Below are 26,797 nucleotides of genomic sequence, written 5' to 3'. Positions count from 1 at the left end.
GTGGCCAAGGTACACCAAGTGAACAGACAGCTGCTATAGTTTGGCCAGACTCTGGAATAACCGGTCAGCCAACCGCAAACATTTAATCAAGACTCAGTCACTCTGGAGAGCCCATGCAGGCCGAACTGTTGGACATCCGCAACCACATTGCCCAATACCCCCCGTTCAATGACATGCCTGAAGAACTACTTGAACGAGTTGTCAGCGGTATTGAGGTGGTCTACTACCGCGCCGGCACCCAGATACTTGAACTCGGCCAGACCAATCATTGGCTCCACTATATCCGCAGCGGCGCCGTGGAGATTTTCCGCCGCTCCGGTGAGCTGTATAACCGCGTGGGCGAGGGCGAAATCTTTGGCCAGTTCGGATTGATGATGAACAAGAAGGTCCGGTTCCCCGCCAAAGCCATCGAAGATTGCCTGATCTACAAGATTCCGGATACCACCTTTCAGCATCTGTGGGAAAACGACGAAAACTTTGCAGACTTTGTTGAGATTGAAGACCGCAGCCGGCTGCGTTCGGCGGTGTCACGCAGAGAGAAATCCAACGAACTGATGACCGCCAAGGTTACCCGCCTGATATCCCGGGAACCGGTTTCCGCTCCGACCACCGTTCGCCTGCAGGAAGCCGCCAGAATCATGACAGACAATGGCGTATCGGCGCTGCTGTTGATGGATGAAAGCGGCGAACGCCCGAAATTGCGGGGCATCATCACCGACCGGGATCTACGTACCCGTGCGGTTACCCATGCCCTGGCCTCGGAAACCCCGATCAGCGACATCATGTCGGAAGGGCTGATCACCATCAGCGCCCGCTCCTTCATCTTCGAAGCCATGCTCACCATGCTCCACAACAACGTGCACCACCTGCCGGTGATGGAAGGCGACGAAGTGCGCGGCGTGATTGCGTTGTCAGACATCGTCAAGTATGAAAGCCAGAGCAGCCTGTACCTGGTAAGCAACATCTACCATCAGAACGACGTCAAAGGCCTGAAGAGAATCAGCCTGGAAGTCCGCGACAGCTTTGTACGCATGGTCAACGAAGACGCCAACTCCCACATGATCGGCAGCGCCATGGCCGGTATCGGTCGCAGCTTCAGCCAACGCCTGCTGGAACTGGGTGAAGAAAAACTCGGCCCGCCACCGGTTCCCTACTGCTTCATGGCCCTGGGCTCCATGGCCCGGGATGAACAGCTGGTCGTTACCGACCAGGACAACGCCATGGTGCTGGACGACAGTTTCATCCCCGAAGAACACGACGAGTATTTCCTCGCCCTTGCCAAGTTTGTCTCCGACGGCCTGGCCGAGTGTGGATACACCTACTGCACCGGCGATATCATGGCCACCAACCCCAAATGGCGGCAACCGCTGAGTGTGTGGAAAGGTTACTTCACCGACTGGATCGAAAATCCCAAGGCGGAAGCCCTGCTCAACAGCAATATCTTCTTCGACCTGGATGGCATTCACGGGCAAACCGACTTTACCGAACAGTTGAAAACCCTGATTGTAGAGAAAGCCAGCGGCAGTCAGCGCTTCCTTACCTTCCTGGCCAGGAATGCCCTGAACCGAACACCACCGCTCGGTTTCTTTCGCACCTTCGTGCTTGAGGAAGACGGCAAGCACCAGAAAACATTCAACCTCAAGCGCCGGGGTACAGCGCCATTATCCGATTTGATCCGCGTACACGCCCTGGGATGCGGCAGCCGCTCCCAGAATTCCTTTGAGCGACTGAAAGACATTGCCAAAACCAAGCTGCTGCTGGAAGACGATGCCGGCAACCTGCGCGATGCCCTGGAATTCATCTCCATTGTTCGCATCCGCCACCAGGCCCTGGCCATTGAAGAGGGGCGAGAACCCGACAACAACGTACGCCCGGAAGACCTGTCCCCGTTCGAACGCAGTCATCTGAAAGACGCCTTCCAGATCGTCAGCAACGCCCAGAAGTTCCTGCGCTTCCGTTACAACGCCGGAGGAGCCACTAGGAATGTCTGACAGCATCAAAAGCGGGAACAGCAAACAGGACTGGCCAGACAACTACCGAAAAGCCGCGGAAAAAGCGAAGGATGCCCGAATCCGCGCTTTCTACCAAGCCGGCTGCCCTGACCCGCAAACTCCCATTAAAGAGGTGCCAATGGTCGCCCTCGACTTCGAAACCACAGGCCTGGATGCCGACCGCCATTCCATCATCAGCATCGGCCTGGTCCCCTTTACCCTCGGCGGCATTCAACTCGGCAATGCCTGGCACCAGATCGTCCGGCCGCAACTGCCGTTGCAGCAAGACACCGTCACCATCCACGGCATCACCCACAGTGAAATCGAACACGCCCCGGACCTCGCCGACGTGCTCGACACCCTGTTCCAGCACCTCAACGGCCGAATCCCCGTGGTCCACTACCGCAACATCGAACGCCCGTTCCTGAACCGGGCCCTGCAGTGGCGCCTGAAAGAACAACTCCGCTTCCCGGTTATAGACACCATGGCCATCGAAGCCCACCTGCACCCCAAACGAAACCCAAGCCGCTGGCAACAACTCATGGGCAAACAACCCATCTCCATCCGCCTGGCCGACAGCCGAACCCGCTACGGCTTACCACACTACGCCGGCCACAACGCCCTGATAGACGCCATCGCCACCGCCGAACTGTTCCAGGCCCAGGTGCAGCATCATTTCGGCACTGATACGCCTATTGGAGATCTTTGGGTCTGACCGCCATAGCCCCAAAGCCCTGCAACCGCTAGAATGACCCCACACCAACCAAAGAGCCCAAAGTGACCGAACAAATCACCAAAACCACCCCCCTGGACGCCTTCCGTCGCGCCAGAAGAATGTGGCTAAAAGGGGAGAAAATCAGCCTCGCCGCCCTGGCCGATGACCTGCACATCGGCCGAGCTACCCTGTTCCGCTGGGTCGGAAACCGAGACCTGCTGATTGGTGAAATCCTATGGTCGCTCTATGAGCCTCTGTACAAAGAAGCCCGGGCCCAAACCCCCGGCCATGGCGTAGATTACGTGGTCGGCGTATTCCGCCACATCAACATGACCATTCTGCACTTCAGCCCCCTGCGCAAATTCCTGCACCAGGACCCTGAATACGCCCTGAAAATGCTCACCTCGTCTCATTCCACCCTGCACGCCCGCACCGTGGAAGTGAACACCCGCTTACTGAAAGACGAAGTGCGCGCCGGCCACCTGAGCCCACCGATGAACATCCAGAGCCTGTCCTACTTCATGGTGCGCATCGCCGAATCCTGTCTGTACAGCGATATCATCGGCGGCCGCGAACCCAGGGATGAAGAGCTGGAAGATGCCTGCACCGCTGTGCGCATCCTGCTAGGCGGGAAAGTCTGACAACATCTGCGCTGGCAGAACCGTGCAACGCAGGCTAATCTGACGCAATAACGCCGGGCCCCGGCCCGTTCAAAAGCAGACCACAAACACCCGGAATCAACACCCGCAAAGGAGCGCGACATGCCGTTACACCAATCCATTAGCCAGAAACTGTTTACGCCAATCATCATCGCACTCGCCCTGATTGCCCTCACACTCGCCCCCCAGGCACAGGCTCGCGACCTGACAGAAAAAACCGTTCGGTCTTTCATTGACAGCCTCGGCGCCGCCGAAACCCTGGCCGAAGATCATCAGGACTTTCTCGACGCCCTGGAAGCCGAACAGGGCGACGAAAACATGGATTTCTCCACCGTGTTCTCTTCCAGCCTCAAAGATCTGAAAGGCCATGCCATGTACGGTGAACTTGAAAAAGTCGTCAAACAACATGGTTTCTCCAGCGTGGACCAATGGGGCGAGACCGGGGACCGGGTGTTCCGTGCCTGGTTCGCCCTGGAAATGGACCAGCAAGGGGGCGTAGCGCAACAGGAAATGCAGCAGGCACTGGCGGAAATCGAAAACAGCCCTCATATGACCGAAGAACAAAAAGCCCAGATGCGGGCGATGATGCAATCCGCTACTTCCGCCATGGATACAGCAAGGAACGCACCGGAAAGCGACAAGCGTGCGGTTCGACCGTTTATGGAGGAATTGCGAGCCCTGAGCGAGGACGAAGACAGGGGCTGGTAACCAAAATTTACTGAACCGACATTGATTCAGGTCATATTTGAGTCTTTTATTTAAAGGTTCTTGGATTGCTTCCGATAAACAAACATGCATCCGAATCAGAATTGATCAAGACTCAAACAGGAAACTTAGATGTCAATGCTCGACAAACTCAACAACGTCTCTGTAGGGAAAAAGCTCGGTGCGGGCTTTGGCTTACTTGTATTACTCAGCGCCATACTAGTCTATATAAGCATTGACACACTCAGCGCTTATAACGAGCGCTCGGTCATCGTTGCCACGGTCAGCAGTGCCGAGACCAACCTGGTGCGTGCGAGGGTGCAAGAGAAGAATCTGCAGCTTCGGAGAGACAACCAGTATCGAGAAGAAGCAGAGCGACTAGTTAGTCGCGCCGAAGAGCGAATCAGTTCCCTTAGAGAGCTTTTGAGAGTTCCGGAAGACCAGCAAACCGTGAGAAACGTGCAGAGCAACATTAACCAGTATAAAAGCTTACTTGGTCAACTGGCTAACAACCTGGATAGCCAACCGAATGTGGTTGCTAACATTGAAAGGCAGCTGCTCGAGACCGCTCGGAATATGGTTGAAGGAACCACAAACCTGCAGGATATTCAGGTTGAGCGAATGGGCGAGCAATACAATACCGCCATCACGCAACTGGTCAGTATTGCGCTTTTTGGGCTCATCGCTGCGGTGCTGATCGCCTGGTTCATGATCAACACCATTACGAAACCCATAAGACAAACCGTTGAGGTCGCCAAAAAAGTGGCCTCTGGGGATCTCACCGTCACCGTCAACAGCGACCGCGGCGATGAGTTTGGCGTTCTACTTGCAGCCTTCGGCACCATGGTCACCCGTCTGCGAGGGCTGATTCAGCAAATTGACGCCGGCGCATCTAACATTGCCTCGTCTTCCGAGGAGCTTTCCGCCGTCACCGACCAGACCCGCCAGGGTGTGGCAGACCAAAGGGACCAGACGGATCAGGTCGCCACTGCCATGAATGAAATGGTGGCAACCGTTAGCGACGTTGCCAAGAGTGCCGAAGCTGCCTTCGCCGCAGCGCAGCGAGCGAGCCAGAAATCCGGTGACGGCGAAGCGGCAGTCAATGAGACCCTGACTTTCGTCACTGACCTGAATAGCCAAATTGGCGCCGTGATGAAACAGCTTCGCGACCTGCAAAGTGACACCCAGAACATTGGCACCGTTCTGGACGTCATCAAATCCGTCGCCGAGCAGACCAACCTGCTGGCCCTGAACGCGGCCATTGAGGCTGCTCGCGCAGGTGAGCAGGGTCGCGGGTTTGCCGTGGTGGCCGATGAAGTCCGCTCACTGGCCCAGCGCACCCAGAGTTCCGCCACCGAAATCGAAACCCTGATCAGCAACCTGGTGAGCAGCGCCGAAACCTCAGTCACCACCATGGAGAAAGGCTCCAAGCTGGCTGAGCAGACCCTTGAGAGAGCTAGATCTGCGGGTGGTACGATTCAGGAAATGGCTGAAGCCGTTGAGGAAATCCGCCAGTACAACAGCCAGATCGCCACTGCGGCAGAACAACAGACGTCTGTTGCCGAGGACATCAACCAGAACGTCACCCTGATTCGTGATGTTGGCGAGCAGAGCGCCACATCGACCGAGCAGGTATCGGCCGCCAGTGAAGAGCTGGCCAGATTGGCGGAAGGACTCAGCACCCAGGTGGCACAGTTCAGGGTGTAACCCCTGGCGATTGCGCCCGCCGCAGTTACTCAAGGCCATAAAAAACCCGGCGACTGTCTCCAGCGCCGGGTTTTCTTTTTGGCGGGCTATCAGCCGGGCTGATTACGCCAGCAGGTTGTAGACAAACACGATTGCTACAGCAATCGGCGTCACAAACCGGATCAGGTTGTACCACAAGCCAAAGGTGCTTTCCTGCAGAGCCAGGTCGCTCTTCAGAGACTCCTTGGCCACGAACCAACCCACGAAGATGGCGGTCAGCAGGCCGGAGAGCGGCAGCATGATGTTGGCGGTGAAGTAGTCCAACAGATCGAAGATGGTCTTGCCTTCGAATGCAGCGAACATACCCAGCGGTGCCACATCGGCCCACACGTTCAGTGACAGGATCGACGCGATACCCAGCAACCAGCAGGCACCACCGGCAATCACGGCACTGCCCACACGGGCAAAGCTGGTTTTCTCCTCAATCCACTCAACCACTGGCTCCAGCAGTGAGATGCCGGATGTCCAGGCGGCGAACAGCAGCAGGACGAAGAACAGGGTGCCAAACAGGGTTCCCATGGGCATGTTGCCGAACGCCAGTGGCAAGGTCTGGAAAATCAGGCCGGGGCCGGCACCGGCTTCAAGGCCGTTGGCGAATACCACCGGGAAAATAGCCAGGCCAGCCAGCAGGGCCACGACGGTATCCATGATGGCCACGGTGACTGCCGTGCGGCCGATAGAGACATCGCGGCTGAGGTAAGAGCCGTAAGCCATCATGATGGCCATACCGAGGCTCAAGGTGAAGAACGCATGACCCAGGGCCACCAGCACACCGTTAACCGTCAGGGCACTGAAATCCGGATTAAACAGGAAGGAAACCGCTTCCCCGAAGTGGCCGGTGGTGGTGGCATAACCCACCACCATCAACAGCAGGATAAACAGGGCCGGCATCAGAATGGTAACCGCACGCTCCAGGCCGCCTTTCAGGCCGCGGGCGACAACCAGCACGACCAGAGCCATGAACACCGTGTGCCAGAGCAGGAGCTTGGCCGGGCTGGCCAGCAGGCCGCCGAACATTTCACCCACGGATTCGGCAGTACCGCCGGTGAAATCACCCATGGCGGCGTGGCCAACATAGGACGCAGCCCAGCCACCGATCACCGAGTAGAACGACAGAATGATGAAGGCCGCCAGCATGCCGATGATGGCGGAAATTCGCCAGCCGGACGATGCCAGGTTGCGCTCAGCCACCAGGCGGAAACTGGTGATCGGATTGTGGCGACCATTCCGGCCGATAAACACCTCGGCCATCATGATGGGAATACCGATGATGAAGATACAGAGCAGGTAAACCAGAACGAAGGCACCGCCGCCGTTCTCACCAGTGACATAAGGGAACTTCCAGACGTTACCGAGACCAACAGCAGAACCGGTTGCTGCCAGAATAAACGCGAACTTGGACGACCAGAGTCCGCGAGCCCCGATACCGCTGTCTGATGCGGAGTTGGACTGTGACATGAATTTTCTTCCTGTGCTTTTGGCTATAGGAAACTACGAATTGTGAGGGCGCCAAACCAATGGTTCAGGCCATTGGTGCGGGATTCTGCCAGCACTGGCGCGGTGATGCCAGTGCTGAAATGTTGTTCAGTGGTTTCTGTCGACCACACAGATCCAACCGGCCAGCGCTAACTAGCCAGATTTACTGACAAACCGGGCAATCAGATCCTTCAGACCACGGGCCATGCCACTGAGTTGGTCGCTGCTGTCTTTAGCGGCTTCAGCCTGCTCGTCGCTCTGGTCGGCAAGGCCGGCGATGTTCACGATTTGCCGGTTGATCTCGTCCGATACCTGGCTTTGCTCCTCGAACGCGGCCGACATGGTAATGAAACTGTCGGAAATCGAGTCCACCGAACCCACAATGGTTTGCAGGGATTCTGCCGCGCCCTGCACCCGGGCCAGACCCTGGCTGGCGATTTCCTCACCAGAACGTACGGCCTGAATGGTTTCATCCACCTGGGCCCGAAACTGCTCAATCACCTCATGGATCTTGACGGTGGACTGCCGGGTTCTCTGGGCCAGGGACCGCACTTCATCGGCCACCACGGCAAAGCCTCTGCCTTGCTCGCCGGCGCGGGCTGCTTCAATAGCCGCGTTGAGAGCCAGCAGGTTGGTCTGCTCGGCAATGTCCGAGATCAGGTCGGCCGCTTCACCAATGGTGCGGGTGGATTCACCCAAGCGACTCACCGATTCGCCAATGCCATTCACCTGCTGCACCAGCTGCTCAATCGCGGCAGTGGCCTCACCACTGCGCTGGCTGCCCTCGTGGGCCAGCCGGTTGGCCTGCTCTGCTTCTTTGGCGTTGTGGGTAACGGCTTCCGCCACTTCCTGAATGGACGCGGTCATTTCATTGATCGCCGAGGCGGTCTGGTCCGTCTCCGCCCGCTGCCGGGCAATGGCCGTGGCCCCCTCGGTAATGAAGCCATGGGACGCCCGGGCCTGCTGCAGTAAATGCTCAGCCTGATCGTCAATTCGCGCCAGCGCTGTGCGAATCCGCGCTTCCTCACTGACCAGCACCAGGGCCAACCGCGACATCAGGCCACGCTCACCGCTGTATGTGCGGGCAACGATGGGGTCCTGGAAAGCATCGGGGCGCAACGCGAGTAAACCTTTCAAACGATTGGAAATAGACCCGAACACCAGACTGAAAGCCAGACCATGACCCACCAACACGACCAGCGCTGCCAGCCAGAGCGGCTCGAGTTGCATGGCACCCAAGGTGATTACCAGGGATAACAAAAACGGCCAGCCGGATCGGCCCATCGACATGGCCCGGTTACTGAACGATGACGACAACTTGCCTGCGGAGATACCGGCATAGAGCTTTTCAGCCCGCGCAATCTGGTCCCGAGTGGCAGCCACGCGCACGGACTCATAGCCCACCATCTGGCCGTTGTCCCAGATAGGAGTGGCATAGGCACTGACCCAGTAATGATCTCCGTTCTTTGCCCGGTTCTTGACCACACCCATCCAGGCCTTGCCCGCTTTCAGATACTCCCACATGTCGGCGAACACCGCCGGCGGCATGTCCGGGTGGCGAATCAGATTGTGGGCCTGGCCAATCAGTTCGTCCCGGGTGTAACCACTGATGGTTTCAAAATCGTCGTTGCAATAGGTGATCACGCCCTTGAGGGAGGTGGTACTGATCAGGCGCATACCTTCCGGTACGGTAATTTCGCGCTGGGTGACAGGTAGATTCTTGCGCATAGGGGTATCGATATCCGTTAAACCGGGGGATTTATTTCAGGGCGCAAGCGTAAGTCTGGATGAATATCAAGGAAATATCTAATGAGTTACGCTACGTCACATTAATGTAACGGCACACAACCCGATATCTTGAAGACAAGGCTTGTCAGGGCCCGGCCAGGACCCTTGCCCGGGGATGAAAACGGGCATTCACCCACAGTGAAAACGCGATCACCGCGCCGCCAAGCATAAGGCGCATGAGGTCCGCATCCCGGTTCCAGATCAGCAGGTTCACCAGCAACCCGGCAGGCACCAGGGCATTGTTCATAATAGCCAGGGTGCCAGCATCTACCTCACAGGCACCGCGATTCCACAGGTATAGCCCAAGCCCCGAGGCCGCGAGCCCCAGCCAACCGAGAATGCCCCACTGAAGACTGGTCGTGGGCAGCTTGTCAGCATCACCGAATATCAGGAACGACGGCAAGGCGATCACCAGCGCCCCGAAAAAGAAGTAGCCGAAGGTACGGTAGCCCGGCAAGGCCAGGGCGTAGTGGCGCATCACGTGTTTGTAGCCCACTTGGCCGGCGGCAAAGGTAAAATTAGCCACTTGCAGTAACAAGAAGCCGGTAATGAAATCTTCACTCAGGCCATCGTAGCGAATAATCCCGGCGCCCAGAGTAGCGATGGCTGCCGCCAGCAAGGCCACCGGGGAGAACCTGCGAAACAGGGCATCGTCAATCAGCGTAACGTACAAAGGGGTGAAGATGGTGAACAGCAACACTTCAGGCACCGTGAGGTAACTGAACGAGCGGTACAGGCAAAGGTAGGTAATACCGAACTGCAGCATGCCGGTAATCAGAATACCAAGCTTCATGCCCCCGGGCACACCACGCCAGCGGGTGAAGGGCAGAAACACCAGGGCCGCCAGCAGCACACGGGTAAGCACGGCAAAATCGCTGTCTACCCGGCCAGCCAGGAACTCGCCGATCAAGCTGAACGAAAACGCCCACAGCGCCGTTACCAGAACCAGAAGAACCATACCACCACACCAGAAATAAACCGGACCGCTACTGTACCGTTTTTGCCGGCATTATCCAGTACGGAAGGCGGTGCAAACCCCTATAAGCTGCCCGACCGCCAATCGGGTACCATGTCCGCCTCTGACAGGTACAACCCTGACGAACCAACATCGAAACCAGCACCATGGACGAAAACCACCAACCGTTACCCGAAGCCCGACAGCCCCTTGTTCGCCGCACGCTGGCGGAATGGAGAACCCTGGCCATTCTGGGCGGGCCGATCCTGATTGCCCAGGTGGCACAGATGGCCAATGGGGTTATTGATACCGTTATGGCGGGCCACGCCAGCGCTCGGGATTTGGCCGCGGTAGGCATAGGCAGCAGCCTGTGGATGCCACTATTCCTGTTTTTCATGGGCATGCTGGGTGCTCTGCAACCGATCATTTCCGGCTACAACGGTGCCCGGCAGCACTCGAAGATCATGCCGGCCACCTGGCAGGGCATTTACATCGCAGCCGGCGGCACGGTGATCATGGCGTTGTTGCTGACCAACGTACACCCGGTACTGGCGATGCTGAAGATGGATACAGAGACTGCCGGCATCACCCAGGGATACCTGAACGCCTTCGCCTGGGGCATTCCAGCCCTGCTTCTTATGAACGCTCTGCGGGGACTCACTGACGGCCTCGGCCACACCCGGGTAATCATGGCTTTCTCTGTACTCAGCACGCTGATCAACCTGCCTCTGAACTACATCTTCATTTACGGCAAGCTCGGCCTGCCCGCCATGGGCGGTGTGGGCTGCGGCTGGGCGACATCGCTGTCCAACGGGACGGCCGCCATTGCCTTACTGATCTACCTGAACCGGAGCCGTACCTTCCGCCAGTTTCACCTGCTGGCCGACTGGGTGAAGCCCAACTGGCGGGGAATTCGCTACATTCTGGGTATCGGTGTGCCCATTGGCTTCACCATTTTTGTTGAAGCCAGCATGTTTTCAGTCATTGCCCTGTTCCTGGCACCCCTGGGGCCGGTGATTGTGGCCGGACATCAGATTGCGCTGAACGTGGTGTCGTTGTTGTTCATGCTACCGCTGAGCATAGGCATGGCACTGACGCTGCGGGTGAGTTTTCTGGTGGGTGCCCGGGCGCCGGATACCGCCCGGCTGATTTCCCGTAGCTCACTGATCCTGGCCTCGGCGGTTGCCCTGATCTTTGCCACGTTGCTGTTTGTGTTCTCCGCACAGATCGCCGCACTTTACACCGGCGACCAGGCCGTGCGGGATGTCACCATTCGCCTGCTGGCGTTTGCCGCCATGTTCCAGGTTGCTGATGTGATTCAGGTAACCTGCATCAGTGCGCTCAGGGGCTATAAGGACACCCGCATTCCCATGTTCATTATGCTGTTTTCGTTCTGGGGGGTTGGCCTGCCACTGGGCTACGTTCTGACCTTTACAGACCTGCTTTGGCCGGCGTTGGGAGCGGCGGGGTTCTGGGTGGGGCTGACGGCGGGGCTGACCTCCGCCAGTGTTTTGCTGGGTTGGCGATTGTTCCGCTACCGGCCCGGAAACCACCATCACGGCGAACCCGACAGCCGGACTTCAGTTCAAGCCGGTTCGGCCACCAACTGAGTGTTTTTATCTGCAAATACAATCCGGTCCCGCCCGGTCTCCTTGGCCTGATACAGCGCTTCATCAGCCCTCGCCAGCCAGCTCTCCACGCTCTCGCCGTGGCCCAGCAAGGCGACACCAAACGAAGAAGTGACCGGGCCGCCGGGGTACTTGAGATGCCTGCGCAACACCTGCTGCAGGTTGTTCATGACCGTCTGCAAGCTGGAACCGTCCACACCCGGCAGCAATAACACGAACTCCTCACCACCATAACGGAACAGCTGATCAGACTTTCGTGTGTTGTGTTCAATCAGCGCCACCAAGTCCGTCAGCACATTATCACCGACGCCATGACCATACACATCGTTGATTTTCTTGAAGTGGTCGATGTCCAGCATCACCAGCGCGTAGGGTAACCCTGATCGCTCCGCATTAGCAGCAGCCGCATCAAGTTCCTCATCCATGGAGCGGCGGTTCTTGACCCCGGTCAGCGGGTCGATGGTGGCCAGGTGCTCCAAGCGTTCTCGCTGATCCTGGTTACGATAGGCAAAGACATAGGCACAGGCGCTGACCACCGTCGCCGTGGTCGCAAACGTCCACATTTGAACCGTTGAGCTGAAAGCCGTTTCAATCGACATCAGCGCCAGAACGGATAGCAGGTTCAGAATGGCCGCAAGTCGGCTCGATACCAGAAAGAAGGTTGTCACCAGGCAAGGGAAGAGCCAGAACAAACCTGCCTCACCCATAACCGCGCCAACGGTGACCGCGCCCGCGCAGATGATAATCGCCAGGAACATACCGCTGCGGTATGTGTCGCCGGTGACCCAGGCATAAGCAAGGCTGCCAACGATGCCAGACAGAATCCCGAGATCAACAAAACCGGCGAGCGGATTACCCTCGACAAATCGCAGGATCAAGAACGGCGTGATGCCAATGATGGCACTGATACCAAGCAATGTGATGATCGATAATCGGAAATCGTTTTTTAGCCGATGAAACATTCAGAGTGCGTCCGACTATGGTCTTATTTAGTGATCCAGAATAGCGCAAGCCCACGATATGTTCGCCACACCGCTACGTTTCTTAACAATTAAGCATGAACGGATACCGTTTTGTGATGCATGTCACAAAACGATTCAGCTACACTCCAAACATGCAACCGAAATACCCTTGGCAGCTTGCTATGACCAAATTGGGAATAGCTCCGCCTTCAGTCTCAATTAAGTACTTGGCTTGCCACTTGGCATACCACCATCAACGCCTACCCGGCTTTGATATTGCGATACTTGATAGTGATCAACGGTCCGGGAATCAACAGATCACATTCAGGTTCTAACGATAGCGCCGAGGGCGGACAACCGCTCGTTAAGATGCAAGGCAGGTAATACAATGACGCAAACTGCCCCGACACAATCCGAACAGGACGCCCTCAATGCCCGGCTGGAACAGGCGAACCGGCAACTGCTTCAATCCGAGAAACTGGCGGCCATTGGCCAGCTTGCCGCTGGCGTAGCCCATGAAATCAACAATCCGGTGGGGTACGTGTATTCCAACCTGCAAAGCCTGGAGAGTTACCTTAACGATCTGTTCCGTCTGACCGAGGCTGTGGATTCAGCAGCGTCGCTGGAAGATTTGCGCCTGATCAAGCAGAACATCGATTACGACTACCTGCGTGAAGACCTTAAAGACCTGTTGGCAGAATCCCGGGAGGGCATTGAGCGGGTCAAGACCATTATCTCCGCGATGAAAGACTTTTCCCACATCGAAGAGGAAGAGTTCAAGCTGGCGGATCTGCATCGGGGCATCGAAACCACCCTGAACGTGGTCAACAACGAACTCAAGTACAAGGCCGAGGTAGTGCAGGATCTTGGCGACCTACCGGAAGTTGAGTGCATCATTTCCCAGATCAACCAGGTGATCATGAACCTGCTGGTCAATGCCGCCCATGCCATTGAAGAATTCGGCAAGATTACGGTGCGCACCCGCCACATCGGTGACACCGTGGTGATTGACGTTGAAGATAACGGCAAGGGCATTTCCGAGGAACACCTGAACCGGATTTTTGAGCCTTTCTTCACCACCAAGCCGGTGGGTAAGGGCACCGGCCTTGGCCTGTCTCTCAGCTTCAATATCATCGAAAAACACAACGGTGACATCAAAGCTGTCAGCACTCCGGGGCAAGGTACTTGCTTCAGCATCACCCTGCCCGTCACCCAACCAGACCAGAACAGCGATGACTGAGTCCAGCTTGCGATCAAAGGCAGGTGCCGAGAACCTGCCAGACCAGGCAAAACTGCTTCTGGTCGACGATGAGGAAAACATCCTGCGCAGCCTGCAGCGCGTTCTGCGCCGTGAACCCTGGGAGCTGACCACCGCAGGTTCCGGTGACGAAGCACTGGCATTGATGGAGAATGAAAAATTTGACCTGGTGATCTCCGACGCCCGCATGCCCGGCATGGACGGCCCCACGCTGCTGGCAGAAATTCGCAGTAAATACCCCTGGTGTATCCGCATTCTGCTCACCGGCTATGCCGACATCACCTCCACGGTGAAAGCCATCAACGATGGCCAGATCTACCGGTACATCAGCAAACCCTGGGACGATGACGAACTGCGGCTGATTATCCGCCAGGCCCTGGCTTTCCAGTATTCCGAGCGCCGTCGGCTGGCGCTGGAAAAGCTCACCCGCAAACAGAACAAGGAGCTGCAAGCCCTCAATGCCAGCCTGGAAGACAAGGTACGGGAGCGCACCGAGGAGCTGAAAGAAACCGCCGACATGCTCGACCTGGCCTACCAGGAGCTGCGCCAGAGCTACGTCACCACCACCGAGGTGTTCTCATCGCTCATCAATAAACGGCTGCCGGCCAATCGCCAGCCCAACGCCAAGGTAATCCGTCTGGTCAAAGCCTTTGCCGAGTTTATCGAGCTGGATGAGGAAACCACCCGCAACCTGGCCATGGCCGCTGCCCTGTATAACATGGGCAAACTAAGCTGGCCGGATGAACTGTTTACCGCCCCGTCAGACTTGCTGTCCAAGAACCAGCGCCTGGAGTACCTGAAATACCCGGTCGCCGGCGAGCAGTTACTGATGGCGTTGGAGCCGTTGAAAGACACCGGCAAGATCATCCGCCACCACCAGGAAAAATGGAACGGGTACGGCGTTCCGGATCGCCTCGAAGGCAGCCAGATCCCCCTGGAATCCCGCATCCTCAAGCTAGCGGTGGATTTTGTGGAACTCCAATTCGGCCTGGTGCTTGAGCGCAAGGTAGCGCGAGACAATGCCATTAAATTGCTCAAGAAATACCGTGAACGGCTTTACGACCCGGAATTGACTGACCGTTTTGTTGAAATGCTGATCGAGCTGGCCCCAGATGTGGAACACGAAGACCCCTCGATTCTGGTACTGGATACCTTGCGCCTCAGGCCAGGCATGGTCCTGGCCCGCAACCTGTATGCTGCGTCAGGGATGCTGCTACTCAACGAGGGCAAGGAACTGAGCGCGATCCTGATCGAAAAACTGGTGGCGTTTGAAAAAGGCGAGCCAGATGGCCACCGCTATACTTTGTATGTGCACAAACCGAACGACGACACGGAGACCTCCGCATGATCAGAATTCAGCTGGTAGATGACGAACCCAACATTCTGAGCAGCCTGCGGCGGTTGCTGAAGCCCCAGGGCTGGCAGATTGACACCTTCAGCAAGGTGGAGGATGCACTGGGCGGGCTGCTGGAACACGAATACGCGGTGATAGTCTCCGACTACCAGATGCCCACGGCTGATGGCGTCACCTATTTGCAGTTCGCCAAGCAAAAACAACCGAACGCCATCCGCCTGGTACTCAGTGCCTATGGCGACCGAGAGTCCATGATCAAAGCCATCAACCAGGCGGAGGTATACCGTTACCTGTCCAAACCCTGGGACGACTACGAAGTGGTCGCCGCCATCAAAGCCGCCATTGATTTATACCAGCTACACAAGGAAAACCAGCGGCTGCGAGAAGAAAACGATGCCCAGCGTGCCATGATCAAGGCCCGGGAAGAAGAGCTGCTGCGGCTAGAGGCCGATAACCCCGGCATCACCCGGGTAAAACGCGATGCCGATGGCTCAGTATTACTGACCGACGATTAACCCAGGTGAGGCCCCATGCCTGATTTCAGTCCGGACGACAACAAGCTTGCCCTCAAGGTAGTGTTCTATGGCCCTGCGCTCAGTGGCAAGACCACCAACCTGATGCAGTTGCACAGCCTGCTCAACCCGGAGCGCAAAGGCGAGCTGATGGTGCTGGAAACCCGTGACGACCGTACCCTGTTTTTCGACATGCTGCCCATCGGCCTGCGCGGCAGCTCCGGCCTGGATCTGCGGTTAAAGCTCTACACCGTGCCCGGCCAGGTGCAGCACGACAGCACCCGCAAGGCTGTGCTGTCGCGGGCAGACGGCGTGGTGTTTGTGGCTGACTCCCAGCCATCCCAGCAAGACAACAATGCCATTGCCTTCGGCAACCTTGAAGAGAATCTTGAGAAAGTTGGACTGGATATCGACACCCTGCCCATGGTGGTGCAATTCAACAAGCGGGATATTCCTGACGTAGTACCGGAGCAGGAGCTGCAGGAGCGCTGGGCGGATACCCCCTGGTCACCGCTGGTGATGGCCTCCGCCCTGCGCGGTGACGGCGTGATTGAAAGCTTCCAGATTCTGCTCGACCGGCTGTACACGCAGATTGACGACGAATTCCATCTCGCCGCTGATCATGGCATCAGCCGCCGCATCTTTGTTGAGCGGCTGAGCCGCAGCAGCGGACAGGGGGCGCCCTGTGCGTAATTTTGAAGACGACCCGACCCTGACGGACCTGCTGAGCCGCGATCAGTTGGCGCGGCTGAACCAGAGCCTGTCTGCCCTGTGCTCAGCGCCGGTTGAACTCAGCGAACAGAAACCGGGAACAGACGCCACGCCTGTGGAATTCAATCTAGAGACGGTGGGCTGGCTCAGTGGCGCTGGCAGCGCCGAGGAACGCCAGGCGGCCTCAGGCATAGTGGCCTTCCTGATGATGTTCATCGCCAAGTACCGGCTGGCTGCCAATCTGCATCACGACGCCACCGAAGCCAGCTATGCCGAGCTGCAACGCCAGAACGAGGCCCTGAAGGAATCCGAAGCCCGCTACCGGGAGCTATCCGATCAGCTCCAGGAAAAGGTCGATCAGCAGGTCAAAGTCATCAACAAAACCCAACATGAGCTTTATGAAAGCGCCCGCCTGCGCTCCGTTGGCCAGCTGGCAGCAGGGGTCGCCCACGAGATCAACAACCCCATTGGCTTCATCAGCAGCAACCTGCGGGTAGCCCGGGATTACGTCAAAGAGCTGGGCGAAGCACTGCCTGAGACCAGCGCGAATGAGGAGCTGCTGGCCGATTTTAACGATCTGCTGGCGGAATCCATCGACGGCACCAACCGTATCGCCAGCATTGTGTCTGACCTGAAAACCTTCTCCAGCATCGACCAGGCCGATTACACTCGGTGCAGCATCAATCAGTTACTGACCAGCGCCATTCATCTGGTACAAACCGAATACCAACATCAGCTGGATATTGTTGAACGCCTGAACGAAGTGCCGGAGATATCCGGCCATCCTTCCAGGCTATCGCAAACGTTTTTCAATCTGCTGGACAACGCTGCCCAGGCGATTCGCGATGCTGAGCCGGAGAAAGGTCAGGGCAGAATTCTGGTGAAAACCCAGGTGCAGGCCAATGAAGTGCAGATCATTATTCAGGACAACGGCTGCGGCATACCCGAAGACCAACGAGCAAAAGTCTTTGATGCCTTTTTTACCAGCCGGCCGATTGGCTCTGGTACCGGGCTGGGGCTGACGGTGGCCCGGGACACCGCCCGCGCCCACGGCGGCCAGTTGCAGCTGGACACCCGCGAAGGTACCGGAACCCGGGTATTGCTAACACTACCGATCAATTAGGGACGCCGGATGGCAAAACGTTACGCATCACTGTTCTACGGCAAAGACACCGATGCCGGCCAGGCCGCCAAACCTGAGCCGAAAAAGGTGCCTTATCGCCTGCTGTTGGTGGACGACGAGCCGAACATCCTTGCCTCGTTGCGCCGGGTATTCCAGCGCGAGAACTACGAGCTGCTGTTTGCCAAGGATGGCCAGGAAGCCCTGGCCATTATGGAAAAGCAGCCAGTAGAACTGATCATGACCGACTTCATGATGCCCGGCATGAACGGCAGTGAACTGTTGCGGGAAGTGCGGGAGCGTTGGCCCCAGACCATTCGTATCATGCTCACCGGCCACGCCAATACAGACGCTGTTATGGGCTCCATCCGCGACGGCGCCGTGTACCGGTTCATTCTGAAACCCTGGAACGATGACGATATTCGCCTGACGATTGCCCTGGCACTGGAGCAGTACGAACTCCTCCAGCGGACTCGGGCACTGGAACAGCAGACCCAAAAGCAGAGCAAAGACCTGGAAACCATCAGCAAGCTGACTGCCACCAATCGCAGCCAGCTGGCGATCCTGTTACACAAAAAAGGCTGGTTGAACGCCCAGCAAATACAGCAGCTGCACCGGGAGATGCAAAGCAAGAAAAGCCCGGTGATCCGCACGCTACTGAAACACGATTGGGTAGACTTCAAAAAGGTCTTCGAGCTGCTGCGGGACGACATGCTGTTTGAGGAAGTGGACCTGCGGGAGTTCCAGCCAGACCCCAGCCTGCTGTCGCTGATCCCCCAGAAAATCTGCACCCGCCAGCTGGTGCTGCCATTGCGGGCCCAGGGCCAGCGTTTGCGCCTGGCCATGGTGGACCCGATGGATGTGAACCTGATTGACGAACTGGGGTTCATGACCGGCTACACCATCCACCCGCTGCTGTGCGAAACCGGGCAAATGCAGGCCAAACTGGCGGAGATCTTCGGCGAAAGCCACGATCTGGATGACATTGCCACCAAGATTGGCACCAATGACCCCTACGAGGGCATCGAAATCGTATTGGACGATGAAGCCGACCAGGAATCCCTGGAACAGCTTCTGGGCAGTTCCGAAGAGCCTCCTGCCATCCGCCTGGTGAACGCCATCATCCTGGAAGCCCTGCGCCTGGGCGCCAGCGACATTCACGTACACCCGCGCACCAAATCCCTGGTGGTGCGTTACCGCATCGACGGTGTGTTGCAGGACAAGATTCACATCCCCACCAATTTGCTGATGTCTGTGGTGTCACGCATCAAGGTGATGGCGGAACTGGACATTACCGAACGCCGCCGGCCCCAGGATGGCCGGATTACTGTAAAAACCCCCATGCGCATTGTCGACTTGCGTATTTCCACCCTGCCCACCATCAATGGCGAGAAAGTGGTGATGCGGGTACTGGAACGACAATCCTCGGCGCAGTCGCTCTCAGACCTCGGCCTGTCTGAACATAACCTGAACCGCTTGATGCACGTAGTGGCCAAGCCCCAGGGCATCATTTTGGCCACCGGGCCCACCGGCAGCGGCAAAACCACCACCCTGTACGCCCTGCTGCAGCACAACGCCAGCCCGGAGCGAAACTACGTCACTATTGAAGACCCCGTGGAGTTCCACGTCGACATGGCCGGGCAGGTGCCGGTAAAGGACCGCATTGGCCTGGATTTCGCCAGCGTGCTTCGGGCCATTCTGCGGCAAGACCCGGACGTCATCCTGCTGGGGGAAATACGCGACGAGGAAACCGCCGATGTGGCCTTCCACGCCGCCATGACCGGCCATTTGGTGTACTCCACCCTGCATACCAGTTCCGCCTCGGCCACTGTCGCCCGATTGCTCGACCTGGGCCTGAAGCCCTATGTGGTGGCTTCGGCGCTGGAAGCGATCATTGCCCAGCGCCTGGTAAGGCGTATCTGCAATCATTGCAAGGAAGAGACGGAGGCGCCCGTCGACATACTCAAACGGCTCGGGCCGCAGTTCATGGATGCTGACATGGTGTTCTATCGTGGCCAGGGCTGCGAGAAGTGCCACAAGGGTTACAAGGGTCGGGTAGCCATTCACGAAGTGCTGACCGTGGATGAACAACTACGCGCTGCCATCACCGAAGGCGCCAGCGCCATGCAGATTGAAACCCTGGCCCGGGAGCAGGGCATGAAAGTGCTGCTGGATGATGGCCTGGAAAAACTTCGGAGTGGGCTGACTACCCCGGAAGAAATCCTGCGGCTGCTTGGTCCCCAGGTGCTTAATGGTTGAGTCCCGTAACGTCACGGTGTTTTGGCTCTGTGCCACACTCGCCCTGTCGATTACCCTTGGTGCGGTCGGCGTAACCATCGTTTACGATGCCATCGCCGCCGGCGACGCGCCCGGCCGCCTGAGCCTGAGGCCCGGTGTTGGTCTGTTGGCAATTGCCCTCAGTATAGGCTTTGCAGCCATCGTTCTAAGGAGACGGTGGCTGGCAACGGTTTTGGCGGTAATAGTACTGATTTGTGCTCTGATCTTCTCCGCGCTCAAAGCACTGCCAGACGAAAACATCATCCGCATTCTCGCCATCAACCCCGTGCTTTTGCTAGTAACAACCTTAATAGCCCTCAGCATTCTAACCACCGTGTGGACCCATCAGACCAGTGCGTTGGGTATTGTCACCGCCGGCGTGTGCCTGATCGCAAGCGCACTGTCACTACTCTCGAACTGGTACCCAGTGTTCGAGAATTTCCATTTGGGTAGCGTAGCCGAATCAAACATTGTGATTAGCCCATTAGTGATGTTGGTCGGTGCCACACTGCCATTTATGTCCAGCGTTTTTCATCGTCAAATTGACGTTGCCTACCGGGGGCTTCTCGTCGTCGGTGCCATTGGAATCCTGCTTACCACTGCCGGCTGGCATGTTCTCAGGCTACAGCACAGCCACAATCTGTTAGAGCGTGCCAATACCCTGGCCACTCAATTGGAAGCCTCCAGCGTCAGTAACTACGCCATCAATCTGGCCCTTATCCGCCGACTGGCCGAACGCTGGGAGTACCTTGGCGGCCTGCCGCCAAAGGCCTTCCGGGAGCAAGAGGTTACAAGCTATCTCCGCGACTTTCCGGAGATAAGACTACTGACCGTTCTGGATCCTACACAACGCCCAGTCATGACCGAGTCCCGGGGACTGGAGTACCGGCTCTGGATCAATGATTTCCTGCGCCAGCCCGGAACCTCTGAGTGGCTGAACCATGTCCACGAATCCAGGCAACCGCATTTGAGCCGACCCAGAAAAACCGAAAGCGGACGCCCTCATTCCGCTATTGCCGCACCGATCACCCTGTTACAGGATTTGAACTGGACCATCATAGCTGTCGTCGATCTTGAGCACGTTTATCAGGCCCTGACTCAACACATTGAGGAAGGGCTGATTTTGCGAGTTACCGCTGACGGCCTTACGCTGTTCAACCAGAATCCGGACCTGCCGCCAAAACAACGCATCGACTTGGTATCCCGAACGGTTGAGACACACCACGATACTCGTTGGACTGTACATGTCAGTATGCCCGCAGGCACTCTGTCGCCGGACGATCTATACCTGCCACCATTGGTACTGTTCAGCGGTATCGGCCTGAGTTTCCTGGTCATGCTCAGCTACCTGTTCTGGCGCGAATCCGAACGGCGCTCCGAGTCTCTGGAAATGCTCAACAATACTCTTAACTACCACCTGGACCAGGAACGATCCCTGCGCTTAACCAATGAACGCATACTGCAGTTCTCCAGGGATATCCTTTGCTCCATCAGTGTTGATGGTCGTTTCCTGAGTGTAAGCCCCGCCTGTCAGGAAATACTCGGTTACAGCCCGGATGAGCTTCAGGGTAAACACTACGACCTGTTGCTGGTGCAGGAAGACCGGGCGGCCACCGAACAAGAGGTACAGCTACTGATATCCGGTGATCGGGACCGCGCCTCGGGTTTCCGGACAAGGCTGCGGCATCGGGATGGCCACATCATCACCATTTCCTGGACATCAGAGTGGTCCAAAGCAGACAAAACCCTGTTCTGCGTCGGTCGTGACATCACCGACGAGTTGATGGCTGAGACCCTGACCAGAGAGCGAGACCAGTTTTTCTCGCTATCGCCAGACATGTTCTGCATTGTCGATCTCAACAGCTATTTCTTCGAGATGAACCAGACCTTCCTGGAAACACTGGGATACTCGAGAGAGGAGTTACTGGGCACCTCATATCTGAAACTGGTGAATGCCGAAGACAAAGTATCGGTGCGCCAAGCCGTACAGTCGCTCACCGAGGGCCACGAGGTCTCTGAGTTGCATATCCGGGTGCAGGACAAACAAGGCAACACACATTGGCTGAATATAAACGCCACCCTCAGCGCTGACGACCTTATCTATGTGGTGGCCCGGGATACCACAGAGCAGCGGCGCATCGAACAGAAACTCAGGGAGAACGAAGCCCTTCTTAAAATGGCCGAGCGAGTGGCCATGATTGGTGGCTGGGTGGTTGATTTGAATACCGGCAAGTCCACTTGGTCGGATGTCGTTTGCGCGATACACGAGCTGCCGCCGGGCCAGGCCCCCGATGTTGAGGATGCCATTCAGTTTTACATTCCAGAGCACCGGGAGCGTATCACCAACGCAGTCCAAACCTGCATTGAAGATGGCATACCCTTTGATGAAGAACTGCAGATCATCACAGCAAAAGGACGACAACGTTGGGTAAGGGCCATTGGCCATGCAGTCAAGGATGGCAATGGGGATATCGCCAAGTTACAGGGCGCGTTTCAGGATATAACAGCGTCCCGGCAAGCCATGGAACAGATCCGACGATTTGCCGAGCGCCAGGCCACTATCTTCGAGAGCATTACCGATGCGTTTTTCACGGTAGATCGGGAATGGCGTTTCACCTACGTGAACCGACGTTCTGAGGAACTGCTGCGTAAATCTCGTGACGAATTACTGGGGCACAACCTCTGGGAGATCTTCCCGGCCGCCGTTGGTACCGAATTCGATGAGAACTATCGCTACGCCATGGATACCGGGGAGTCTGTTTCGTTTGAAGGCTATTACGAGCCTCTGGACAACTGGCTTGAAATCAGCGCTTACCCTTCTGACGAGGGACTCGCCGTTTATTATCGAAGTATCCGCGAGCGTAAGGAAGCCCAATGGAAACTGGAGGCCACCATGGCAGAACTTGAACGCAGCAATCGGGAGCTCCAGGATTTCGCCTTCGTGGCGTCCCACGACCTGCAAGAACCCCTGCGCAAGATACAGGCGTTTTCTGACCGGTTGATCAGCAGGTCAGACAAGCTGGAAGAGCAAGAGAAGGATTACCTCAAGCGCATGCAATCAGCTGCTGGCCGGATGCAGAACCTGATTGAGGACCTGCTCAGCTATTCCCGGGTGACAACCCGGGCCAAGCCCATGGTTTCCTGCGATACAGAGACTATCCTGAGGGAAGTCATGCAGGATATGGAGACCAGTATCAGCCGGGAGCAGGCCATTATCACCACTGGACGTTTGCCGGAAACCTATGGCGATGCCACACAGCTCCGACAGGTGCTACAGAACCTCTTGAGCAATGCCATCAAGTTCCACGAACCAGAACGGCCACCGGAAATCTCACTTACCGCAGAGGATGTCACCGATACCGATTGGACACTGGTGGTTCGCGATAACGGCATCGGTTTTGAGGAACGCTACGCGGAGAAACTCTTTCACCCATTCCAGCGTCTACACCAAAAGGACGGTTACACCGGCACGGGCATTGGTATGGCGATAGTCAAAAAGATTCTGGATCGCCATGGTGCAACGGTGGCCGTCAACAGCGCCCCCGGCAAGGGCACTACGTTCCGAATACGGTTCCGACGGGTTAACGAGGCACAGCCAATGACTGACGACACATACAGCCCCCTGATCATGATTGCCGATGACGATCCGGACGACCAACTGATGATACGCGAAGCCTTCGGGGAACGGTGCCAGCAATGCCAACTGTGCTTTGTATCTAACGGCGTGGAGCTGATGGCGGCATTGAAAGGTGAGTGCCCGGACTTGCTCGCCGGCAGCAGCTCCCTGCCGGACCTTATATTGCTGGATCTCAATATGCCTCTGAAAGACGGCAGGCAGGCGCTTGTTGAGATACGTTCAACGCCGGAACTTTGTCGGCTGCCTACCGTGATACTCACGACCTCCCGGAACGATGAGGACATCGGTTTCTGCCAGGCCCAGGGCGCCAACGATTATATCGTCAAGCCAACCCGGTATACCGAGCTACTGAACATTGTTGAGGCCCTGACATGTTACTGGGACCAAAAACACCGGGAACCGACCATACCGGATAGCAATGATTATGACTGACCCGATTTTGCGCGTCCTGTTGATTGAGGACGATGAAGACGATTACCTGATAACCCGGGATATGCTCGAAGAGGTGAGCCCGGTCAGCACCCATCTAATCTGGCGTGACTGCTTGAGTGATGGTCTGGCCAGCCTGCATGACAATGGCGTGGATATAGCACTTGTTGACCTTCGGCTGGGGCCTGAGTCAGGCCTCGACCTGATCCAGCGAGCCAAGGAAGAGGGTATCACCACACCGTTCATCCTGCTGACCGGCCAGGGGGACAATGAACTGGATGCCCGTGCTGTAGAGATGGGAGCCGCCGATTATCTGGTAAAAGGCCGGCTGGATGGCCACACGCTGCTGCGCAGTATCCGCTACGCCATAGACCGGGCCGCCGCCACCGAGGACCTCGCCAGCAGTGAAGCGCAATACCGGCTCCTGTTTGAAAATAGCCCGAGCCCCATGTGCCTGGCGGAACCGGATACTGGCCGCATCAAAGCCATGAACAGCGCCGCTCGCGAATTGTATGGGCTTGCCCCGCAAGGCTCCCCAAGGCTGTCATTGGATGACCTGAGAGCACCAAACCAAGCTGACCTTCCAGATGGCGACAGTCTCACCCTGCAACTCGGAGCTGTCCTGGAACACCATCTCACCCAGGACGGCCGCTCGCTGACTGTCGAAGTAACCCACGAGTTAATCTCGATCAACCAGACTGAGCTGGCGCTTTATATTTTTAACGACAAAACGAGTCAGATCGAGAATGACCGTCGGCTCAAACTGCTGAAACGCTGTATCGAATCCAGCTCTAACGGCATTGTGGTAGCAGATGCGCTGGCCGAGGATATGCCCCTGGTCTACGTAAACCCTACGTTTGAGCGAATCACCGGCTATACAGCTGAAGAAGTACTTGGCAGGAACTGCCGGTTTCTGCAGGGGGACGAATTTGACTTGAGTAATGAACAGGCCCTCGATCAGATTCGCAAGGGGCTCGCCAGAGGCGACGATATTTCGGTCGTGCTGCGTAACTACAAAAAAGACGGCAGCCCGTTCTGGAATGACCTTTACCTATCGCCCATCCGTGACGATCAGAACACGATCACCCACTTTGTTGGCGTCCTGAATGATATTTCTGAACGGAAATCCATTGAGAATCAGCTGGCCTACAATTCCAGCCATGATGTGCTGACACAGCTACCCAACCGCGCGCTGCTGGAAGACCGGCTAAACCAGGCCTGCCAGTTTGCCCGACGGTACAACCGCCACGTGGGCCTGCTTTTTATTGATCTGGACGGTTTCAAGCTGATTAACGATTCACTTGGCCATCGCACCGGCGACCAGATTCTGATTGAGGTAGCTCATCGACTCAGAGGGCTCGTGCGCTCCGGCGATACCGTGGCTCGCGTCAGTGGCGATGAGTTCGTCATAGCACTTTCCGATCTCGCACAGGATAACGACGCGCAAGTGGTGGTGGAGCAGGTCATGAAAGCTTTGGCTTTGCCTTACCGAGTATGCGATGAGACCTTGCATCTGACCGCTAGCATCGGCATGACGGCCACCGATGGCAGCATCCAGGAGCCCTCCGAGCTGATCCAGCAAGCAGACCTCGCCATGTATCAAGCGAAGCAACTTGGCCGCAACACCTGGCAATGGTTTGAGGAGGAGATGAACACCCAAGCGAACTTACGGGTCAAACTCCGCAACCAGCTTCAGGACGCCATCGACGATGAAGCGCTGACACTATTCTATCAACCCGTTGTCGACGCCCGCACCGGGCAGACAAAGTCTGTTGAGGCGTTGGTGCGCTGGGAGCATCCGGAACAAGGATTGGTGTCGCCGGGTGACTTCGTGCCGATGGCGGAGGAAACCGGTCAGATCATTGCCCTTGGGCGCTGGGTGTTGCACCAGGCCTGCCGAGATATGGTCCGCATTCACGCATCCGGCTTCAAAGATTGCACCGTTGCCGTCAATGTCTCGCCGATACAGATTCGGAAATTTGGCTTCGTCGAGGTTGTCCAGCAGGCGCTTCAGGCATCTGGACTGCCCCCCGCCTCTCTGGAACTGGAGGTAGTAGAGTCCACCGTTCTCTACGACACAGATATGGTGGTTCGTACTCTGAATGAACTCCGGGCACTGGGCGTACGTATCGCGATAGACGATTTCGGAACTGGCTTTTCAAGCCTCACATACATCAAGCTCATGCCGGCCAACAAAATAAAGATTGACCGTACGTTTATCAAAGATGTTATCCAGAATCGCAGTGACGCCGCCATTACCCAAGGGGTGATTTCGATGGCCCACCATCTATCGCTTGAGGTAGTAGCCGAGGGTGTGGAAACCGAGGCGCACGCTGCCTTTCTGCGCAGGAACAACTGCGACCTGTTGCAGGGATATGCCTTTGCGCGACCGATGCCTTTCACCGAACTCATCGACTTCATGAATCAGCAAGGCGGCCACCCGAAACTCTCAACCCAAAGCGACGAGAGCGGCCAGAAAACTCTCCTGTTACTGGACGACGAGGCCAATATCATCAAAGCGTTATCCCGCACCTTGCGAAGAGACGGGTACCGTATATTATCGACTACATCGGTGAGTGAGGCATTCAACTTGCTGGCCGAAAATGCTGTGCAGGTAATCATCTCTGACCAGCGAATGCCGGAAATGTCTGGCACGGAGTTTCTCAGCCGGGTGAAAGCCATCCACCCGAATACCGTGCGTATTGTGTTGTCTGGATACACGGATCTGAAATCCGTGACCGACGCGATAAATCAGGGCGCGATCTACAAATTCCTGACCAAACCCTGGGATGACGACCAGATTCGCGAGCATATCCGGCAGGCGTTTCACTATCATGCTGCCATGCAATGAGATTGGGTATATGGTGGCATTGA

At 56.8% G+C, this 26,797-nt stretch carries 18 protein-coding genes; 14 read left to right on the top strand and 4 right to left on the bottom strand.

Going from position 1 to position 26,797, the window contains the following annotated elements; translation table 11 throughout:
* The first annotated feature begins 113 nt into the window (after window positions 1-113).
* The 5 genes from C7H10_RS06865 (at window position 114) to C7H10_RS06845 (ending at window position 5,777) form a co-directional block, all read left to right on the top strand.
* Window positions 114-1,991, top strand: a complete 1,878-nt coding sequence (locus C7H10_RS06865; RefSeq protein WP_106694277.1) for a putative nucleotidyltransferase substrate binding domain-containing protein — start codon at window positions 114-116, stop codon at window positions 1,989-1,991.
* The gene (locus C7H10_RS06860) at window positions 1,984-2,706 is read left to right on the top strand and encodes a 3'-5' exonuclease (protein WP_106694276.1); all 723 of its coding nucleotides are present in this window, start codon (window positions 1,984-1,986) and stop codon (window positions 2,704-2,706) included. The genes C7H10_RS06865 and C7H10_RS06860 overlap by 8 nt, the downstream gene beginning before the upstream one ends.
* A 62-nt stretch (window positions 2,707-2,768) precedes the next feature.
* Entirely contained in the window at window positions 2,769-3,347 is a 579-nt protein-coding gene (locus tag C7H10_RS06855; RefSeq protein ID WP_228263890.1) for a QsdR family transcriptional regulator, read from the top strand.
* A 120-nt stretch (window positions 3,348-3,467) separates the two neighbouring features.
* On the top strand, window positions 3,468-4,073 hold the full coding sequence (locus C7H10_RS06850; protein ID WP_244178208.1) for a hypothetical protein: 606 nt from the start codon (window positions 3,468-3,470) through the stop codon (window positions 4,071-4,073).
* 129 nt (window positions 4,074-4,202) lie between these two features.
* On the top strand, window positions 4,203-5,777 hold the full coding sequence (locus C7H10_RS06845) for a methyl-accepting chemotaxis protein (protein ID WP_106694275.1): 1,575 nt from the start codon (window positions 4,203-4,205) through the stop codon (window positions 5,775-5,777).
* Window positions 5,778-5,879: 102 nt separating this feature from the next.
* Here C7H10_RS06845 and C7H10_RS06840 read toward each other — a convergent pair whose 3' ends face one another.
* The 3 genes from C7H10_RS06840 to C7H10_RS06830 all read right to left on the bottom strand — a co-directional run bounded on the left by C7H10_RS06840 (window position 5,880) and on the right by C7H10_RS06830 (window position 10,038).
* Window positions 5,880-7,274 carry a sodium-dependent transporter gene (locus C7H10_RS06840; RefSeq protein ID WP_061331234.1) on the bottom strand — a complete coding sequence of 465 codons (1,395 nt, stop codon included), beginning with the start codon at window positions 7,272-7,274 and terminating at the stop codon, window positions 5,880-5,882.
* 171 nt (window positions 7,275-7,445) lie between these two features.
* Window positions 7,446-9,020, bottom strand: coding sequence for a methyl-accepting chemotaxis protein (locus C7H10_RS06835; RefSeq protein WP_106694274.1), 1,575 nt, complete (start codon window positions 9,018-9,020; stop codon window positions 7,446-7,448).
* Window positions 9,021-9,165: 145 nt separating this feature from the next.
* Complete coding sequence (locus C7H10_RS06830) at window positions 9,166-10,038, bottom strand: carboxylate/amino acid/amine transporter (RefSeq protein WP_058092806.1); 873 nt, start codon at window positions 10,036-10,038, stop codon at window positions 9,166-9,168.
* Window positions 10,039-10,202: 164 nt separating this feature from the next.
* Here C7H10_RS06830 and C7H10_RS06825 point away from each other — a divergent pair, with 164 nt between their 5' ends.
* A complete protein-coding gene (locus C7H10_RS06825) occupies window positions 10,203-11,645 on the top strand; it encodes an MATE family efflux transporter (RefSeq protein ID WP_058092807.1) in 1,443 nt (480 codons plus the stop codon).
* Here the strand turns inward: C7H10_RS06825 and C7H10_RS06820 are convergent.
* Window positions 11,621-12,625, bottom strand: a complete 1,005-nt coding sequence (locus C7H10_RS06820; RefSeq protein ID WP_106694273.1) for a GGDEF domain-containing protein — start codon at window positions 12,623-12,625, stop codon at window positions 11,621-11,623. The two genes, C7H10_RS06825 and C7H10_RS06820, sit on opposite strands and share 25 nt — an antisense overlap.
* 388 nt (window positions 12,626-13,013) lie before the next feature.
* On the opposite strand from C7H10_RS06820, the gene C7H10_RS06815 reads away from it, so the two are divergent.
* Genes C7H10_RS06815 through C7H10_RS06780 form a run of 8 tightly spaced genes read left to right on the top strand, consistent with a single transcriptional unit; the run spans window position 13,014 to window position 26,774 of the window.
* Window positions 13,014-13,865: a sensor histidine kinase gene (locus tag C7H10_RS06815; RefSeq protein ID WP_106694272.1), complete on the top strand. Its 852-nt coding sequence runs from the start codon at window positions 13,014-13,016 to the stop codon at window positions 13,863-13,865.
* A complete protein-coding gene (gene nosR, locus C7H10_RS06810) occupies window positions 13,858-15,231 on the top strand; it encodes a response regulator c-di-GMP phosphodiesterase, NosR family (protein WP_106694271.1) in 1,374 nt (457 codons plus the stop codon). Before C7H10_RS06815 ends, nosR begins: the two co-directional genes overlap by 8 nt.
* Window positions 15,228-15,752, top strand: coding sequence for a response regulator (locus C7H10_RS06805; protein WP_106694270.1), 525 nt, complete (start codon window positions 15,228-15,230; stop codon window positions 15,750-15,752). The genes nosR and C7H10_RS06805 overlap by 4 nt, the downstream gene beginning before the upstream one ends.
* Before the next feature lie 15 nt (window positions 15,753-15,767).
* Window positions 15,768-16,442, top strand: a complete 675-nt coding sequence (locus C7H10_RS06800) for a GTP-binding protein (protein WP_106694269.1) — start codon at window positions 15,768-15,770, stop codon at window positions 16,440-16,442.
* Complete coding sequence (locus C7H10_RS06795) at window positions 16,435-17,583, top strand: sensor histidine kinase (RefSeq protein WP_106694268.1); 1,149 nt, start codon at window positions 16,435-16,437, stop codon at window positions 17,581-17,583. Before C7H10_RS06800 ends, C7H10_RS06795 begins: the two co-directional genes overlap by 8 nt.
* Before the next feature lie 9 nt (window positions 17,584-17,592).
* Window positions 17,593-19,839: an ATPase, T2SS/T4P/T4SS family gene (locus C7H10_RS06790; RefSeq protein WP_106694267.1), complete on the top strand. Its 2,247-nt coding sequence runs from the start codon at window positions 17,593-17,595 to the stop codon at window positions 19,837-19,839.
* The gene (locus C7H10_RS06785; protein ID WP_106694266.1) at window positions 19,832-23,926 is read left to right on the top strand and encodes a PAS domain S-box protein; all 4,095 of its coding nucleotides are present in this window, start codon (window positions 19,832-19,834) and stop codon (window positions 23,924-23,926) included. The genes C7H10_RS06790 and C7H10_RS06785 overlap by 8 nt, the downstream gene beginning before the upstream one ends.
* A complete protein-coding gene (locus C7H10_RS06780; protein WP_208622809.1) occupies window positions 23,919-26,774 on the top strand; it encodes an EAL domain-containing protein in 2,856 nt (951 codons plus the stop codon). Before C7H10_RS06785 ends, C7H10_RS06780 begins: the two co-directional genes overlap by 8 nt.
* Window positions 26,775-26,797 lie beyond the last annotated feature (23 nt).

The sequence above is a fragment of the Marinobacter shengliensis genome (assembly GCF_003007715.1).
Classification (GTDB): Bacteria; Pseudomonadota; Gammaproteobacteria; order Pseudomonadales; family Oleiphilaceae; genus Marinobacter; species Marinobacter shengliensis.
The sequence above is the reverse complement of the archived record's forward strand: the minus strand, read 5'-3'. Positions and strand labels throughout refer to the sequence as shown.

Excerpts from the sequence above, each read along its gene's own strand:
- C7H10_RS06825 (WP_058092807.1), top strand. The coding sequence starts at position 10,203 with ATGGACGAAAACCACCAACCGTTACCCGAAGCCCGACAGCCCCTTGTT.
- C7H10_RS06835 (WP_106694274.1), bottom strand. The coding sequence starts at position 9,020 with ATGCGCAAGAATCTACCTGTCACCCAGCGCGAAATTACCGTACCGGAA.
- C7H10_RS06840 (WP_061331234.1), bottom strand. The coding sequence starts at position 7,274 with ATGTCACAGTCCAACTCCGCATCAGACAGCGGTATCGGGGCTCGCGGA.
- C7H10_RS06785 (WP_106694266.1), top strand. The coding sequence starts at position 19,832 with ATGGTTGAGTCCCGTAACGTCACGGTGTTTTGGCTCTGTGCCACACTC.
- C7H10_RS06830 (WP_058092806.1), bottom strand. The coding sequence starts at position 10,038 with ATGGTTCTTCTGGTTCTGGTAACGGCGCTGTGGGCGTTTTCGTTCAGC.
- C7H10_RS06800 (WP_106694269.1), top strand. The coding sequence starts at position 15,768 with ATGCCTGATTTCAGTCCGGACGACAACAAGCTTGCCCTCAAGGTAGTG.
- C7H10_RS06820 (WP_106694273.1), bottom strand. The coding sequence starts at position 12,625 with ATGTTTCATCGGCTAAAAAACGATTTCCGATTATCGATCATCACATTG.
- C7H10_RS06790 (WP_106694267.1), top strand. The coding sequence starts at position 17,593 with ATGGCAAAACGTTACGCATCACTGTTCTACGGCAAAGACACCGATGCC.
- C7H10_RS06860 (WP_106694276.1), top strand. The coding sequence starts at position 1,984 with ATGTCTGACAGCATCAAAAGCGGGAACAGCAAACAGGACTGGCCAGAC.
- C7H10_RS06865 (WP_106694277.1), top strand. The coding sequence starts at position 114 with ATGCAGGCCGAACTGTTGGACATCCGCAACCACATTGCCCAATACCCC.
- C7H10_RS06780 (WP_208622809.1), top strand. The coding sequence starts at position 23,919 with ATGACTGACCCGATTTTGCGCGTCCTGTTGATTGAGGACGATGAAGAC.
- C7H10_RS06815 (WP_106694272.1), top strand. The coding sequence starts at position 13,014 with ATGACGCAAACTGCCCCGACACAATCCGAACAGGACGCCCTCAATGCC.
- nosR (WP_106694271.1), top strand. The coding sequence starts at position 13,858 with ATGACTGAGTCCAGCTTGCGATCAAAGGCAGGTGCCGAGAACCTGCCA.
- C7H10_RS06805 (WP_106694270.1), top strand. The coding sequence starts at position 15,228 with ATGATCAGAATTCAGCTGGTAGATGACGAACCCAACATTCTGAGCAGC.
- C7H10_RS06850 (WP_244178208.1), top strand. The coding sequence starts at position 3,468 with ATGCCGTTACACCAATCCATTAGCCAGAAACTGTTTACGCCAATCATC.
- C7H10_RS06845 (WP_106694275.1), top strand. The coding sequence starts at position 4,203 with ATGTCAATGCTCGACAAACTCAACAACGTCTCTGTAGGGAAAAAGCTC.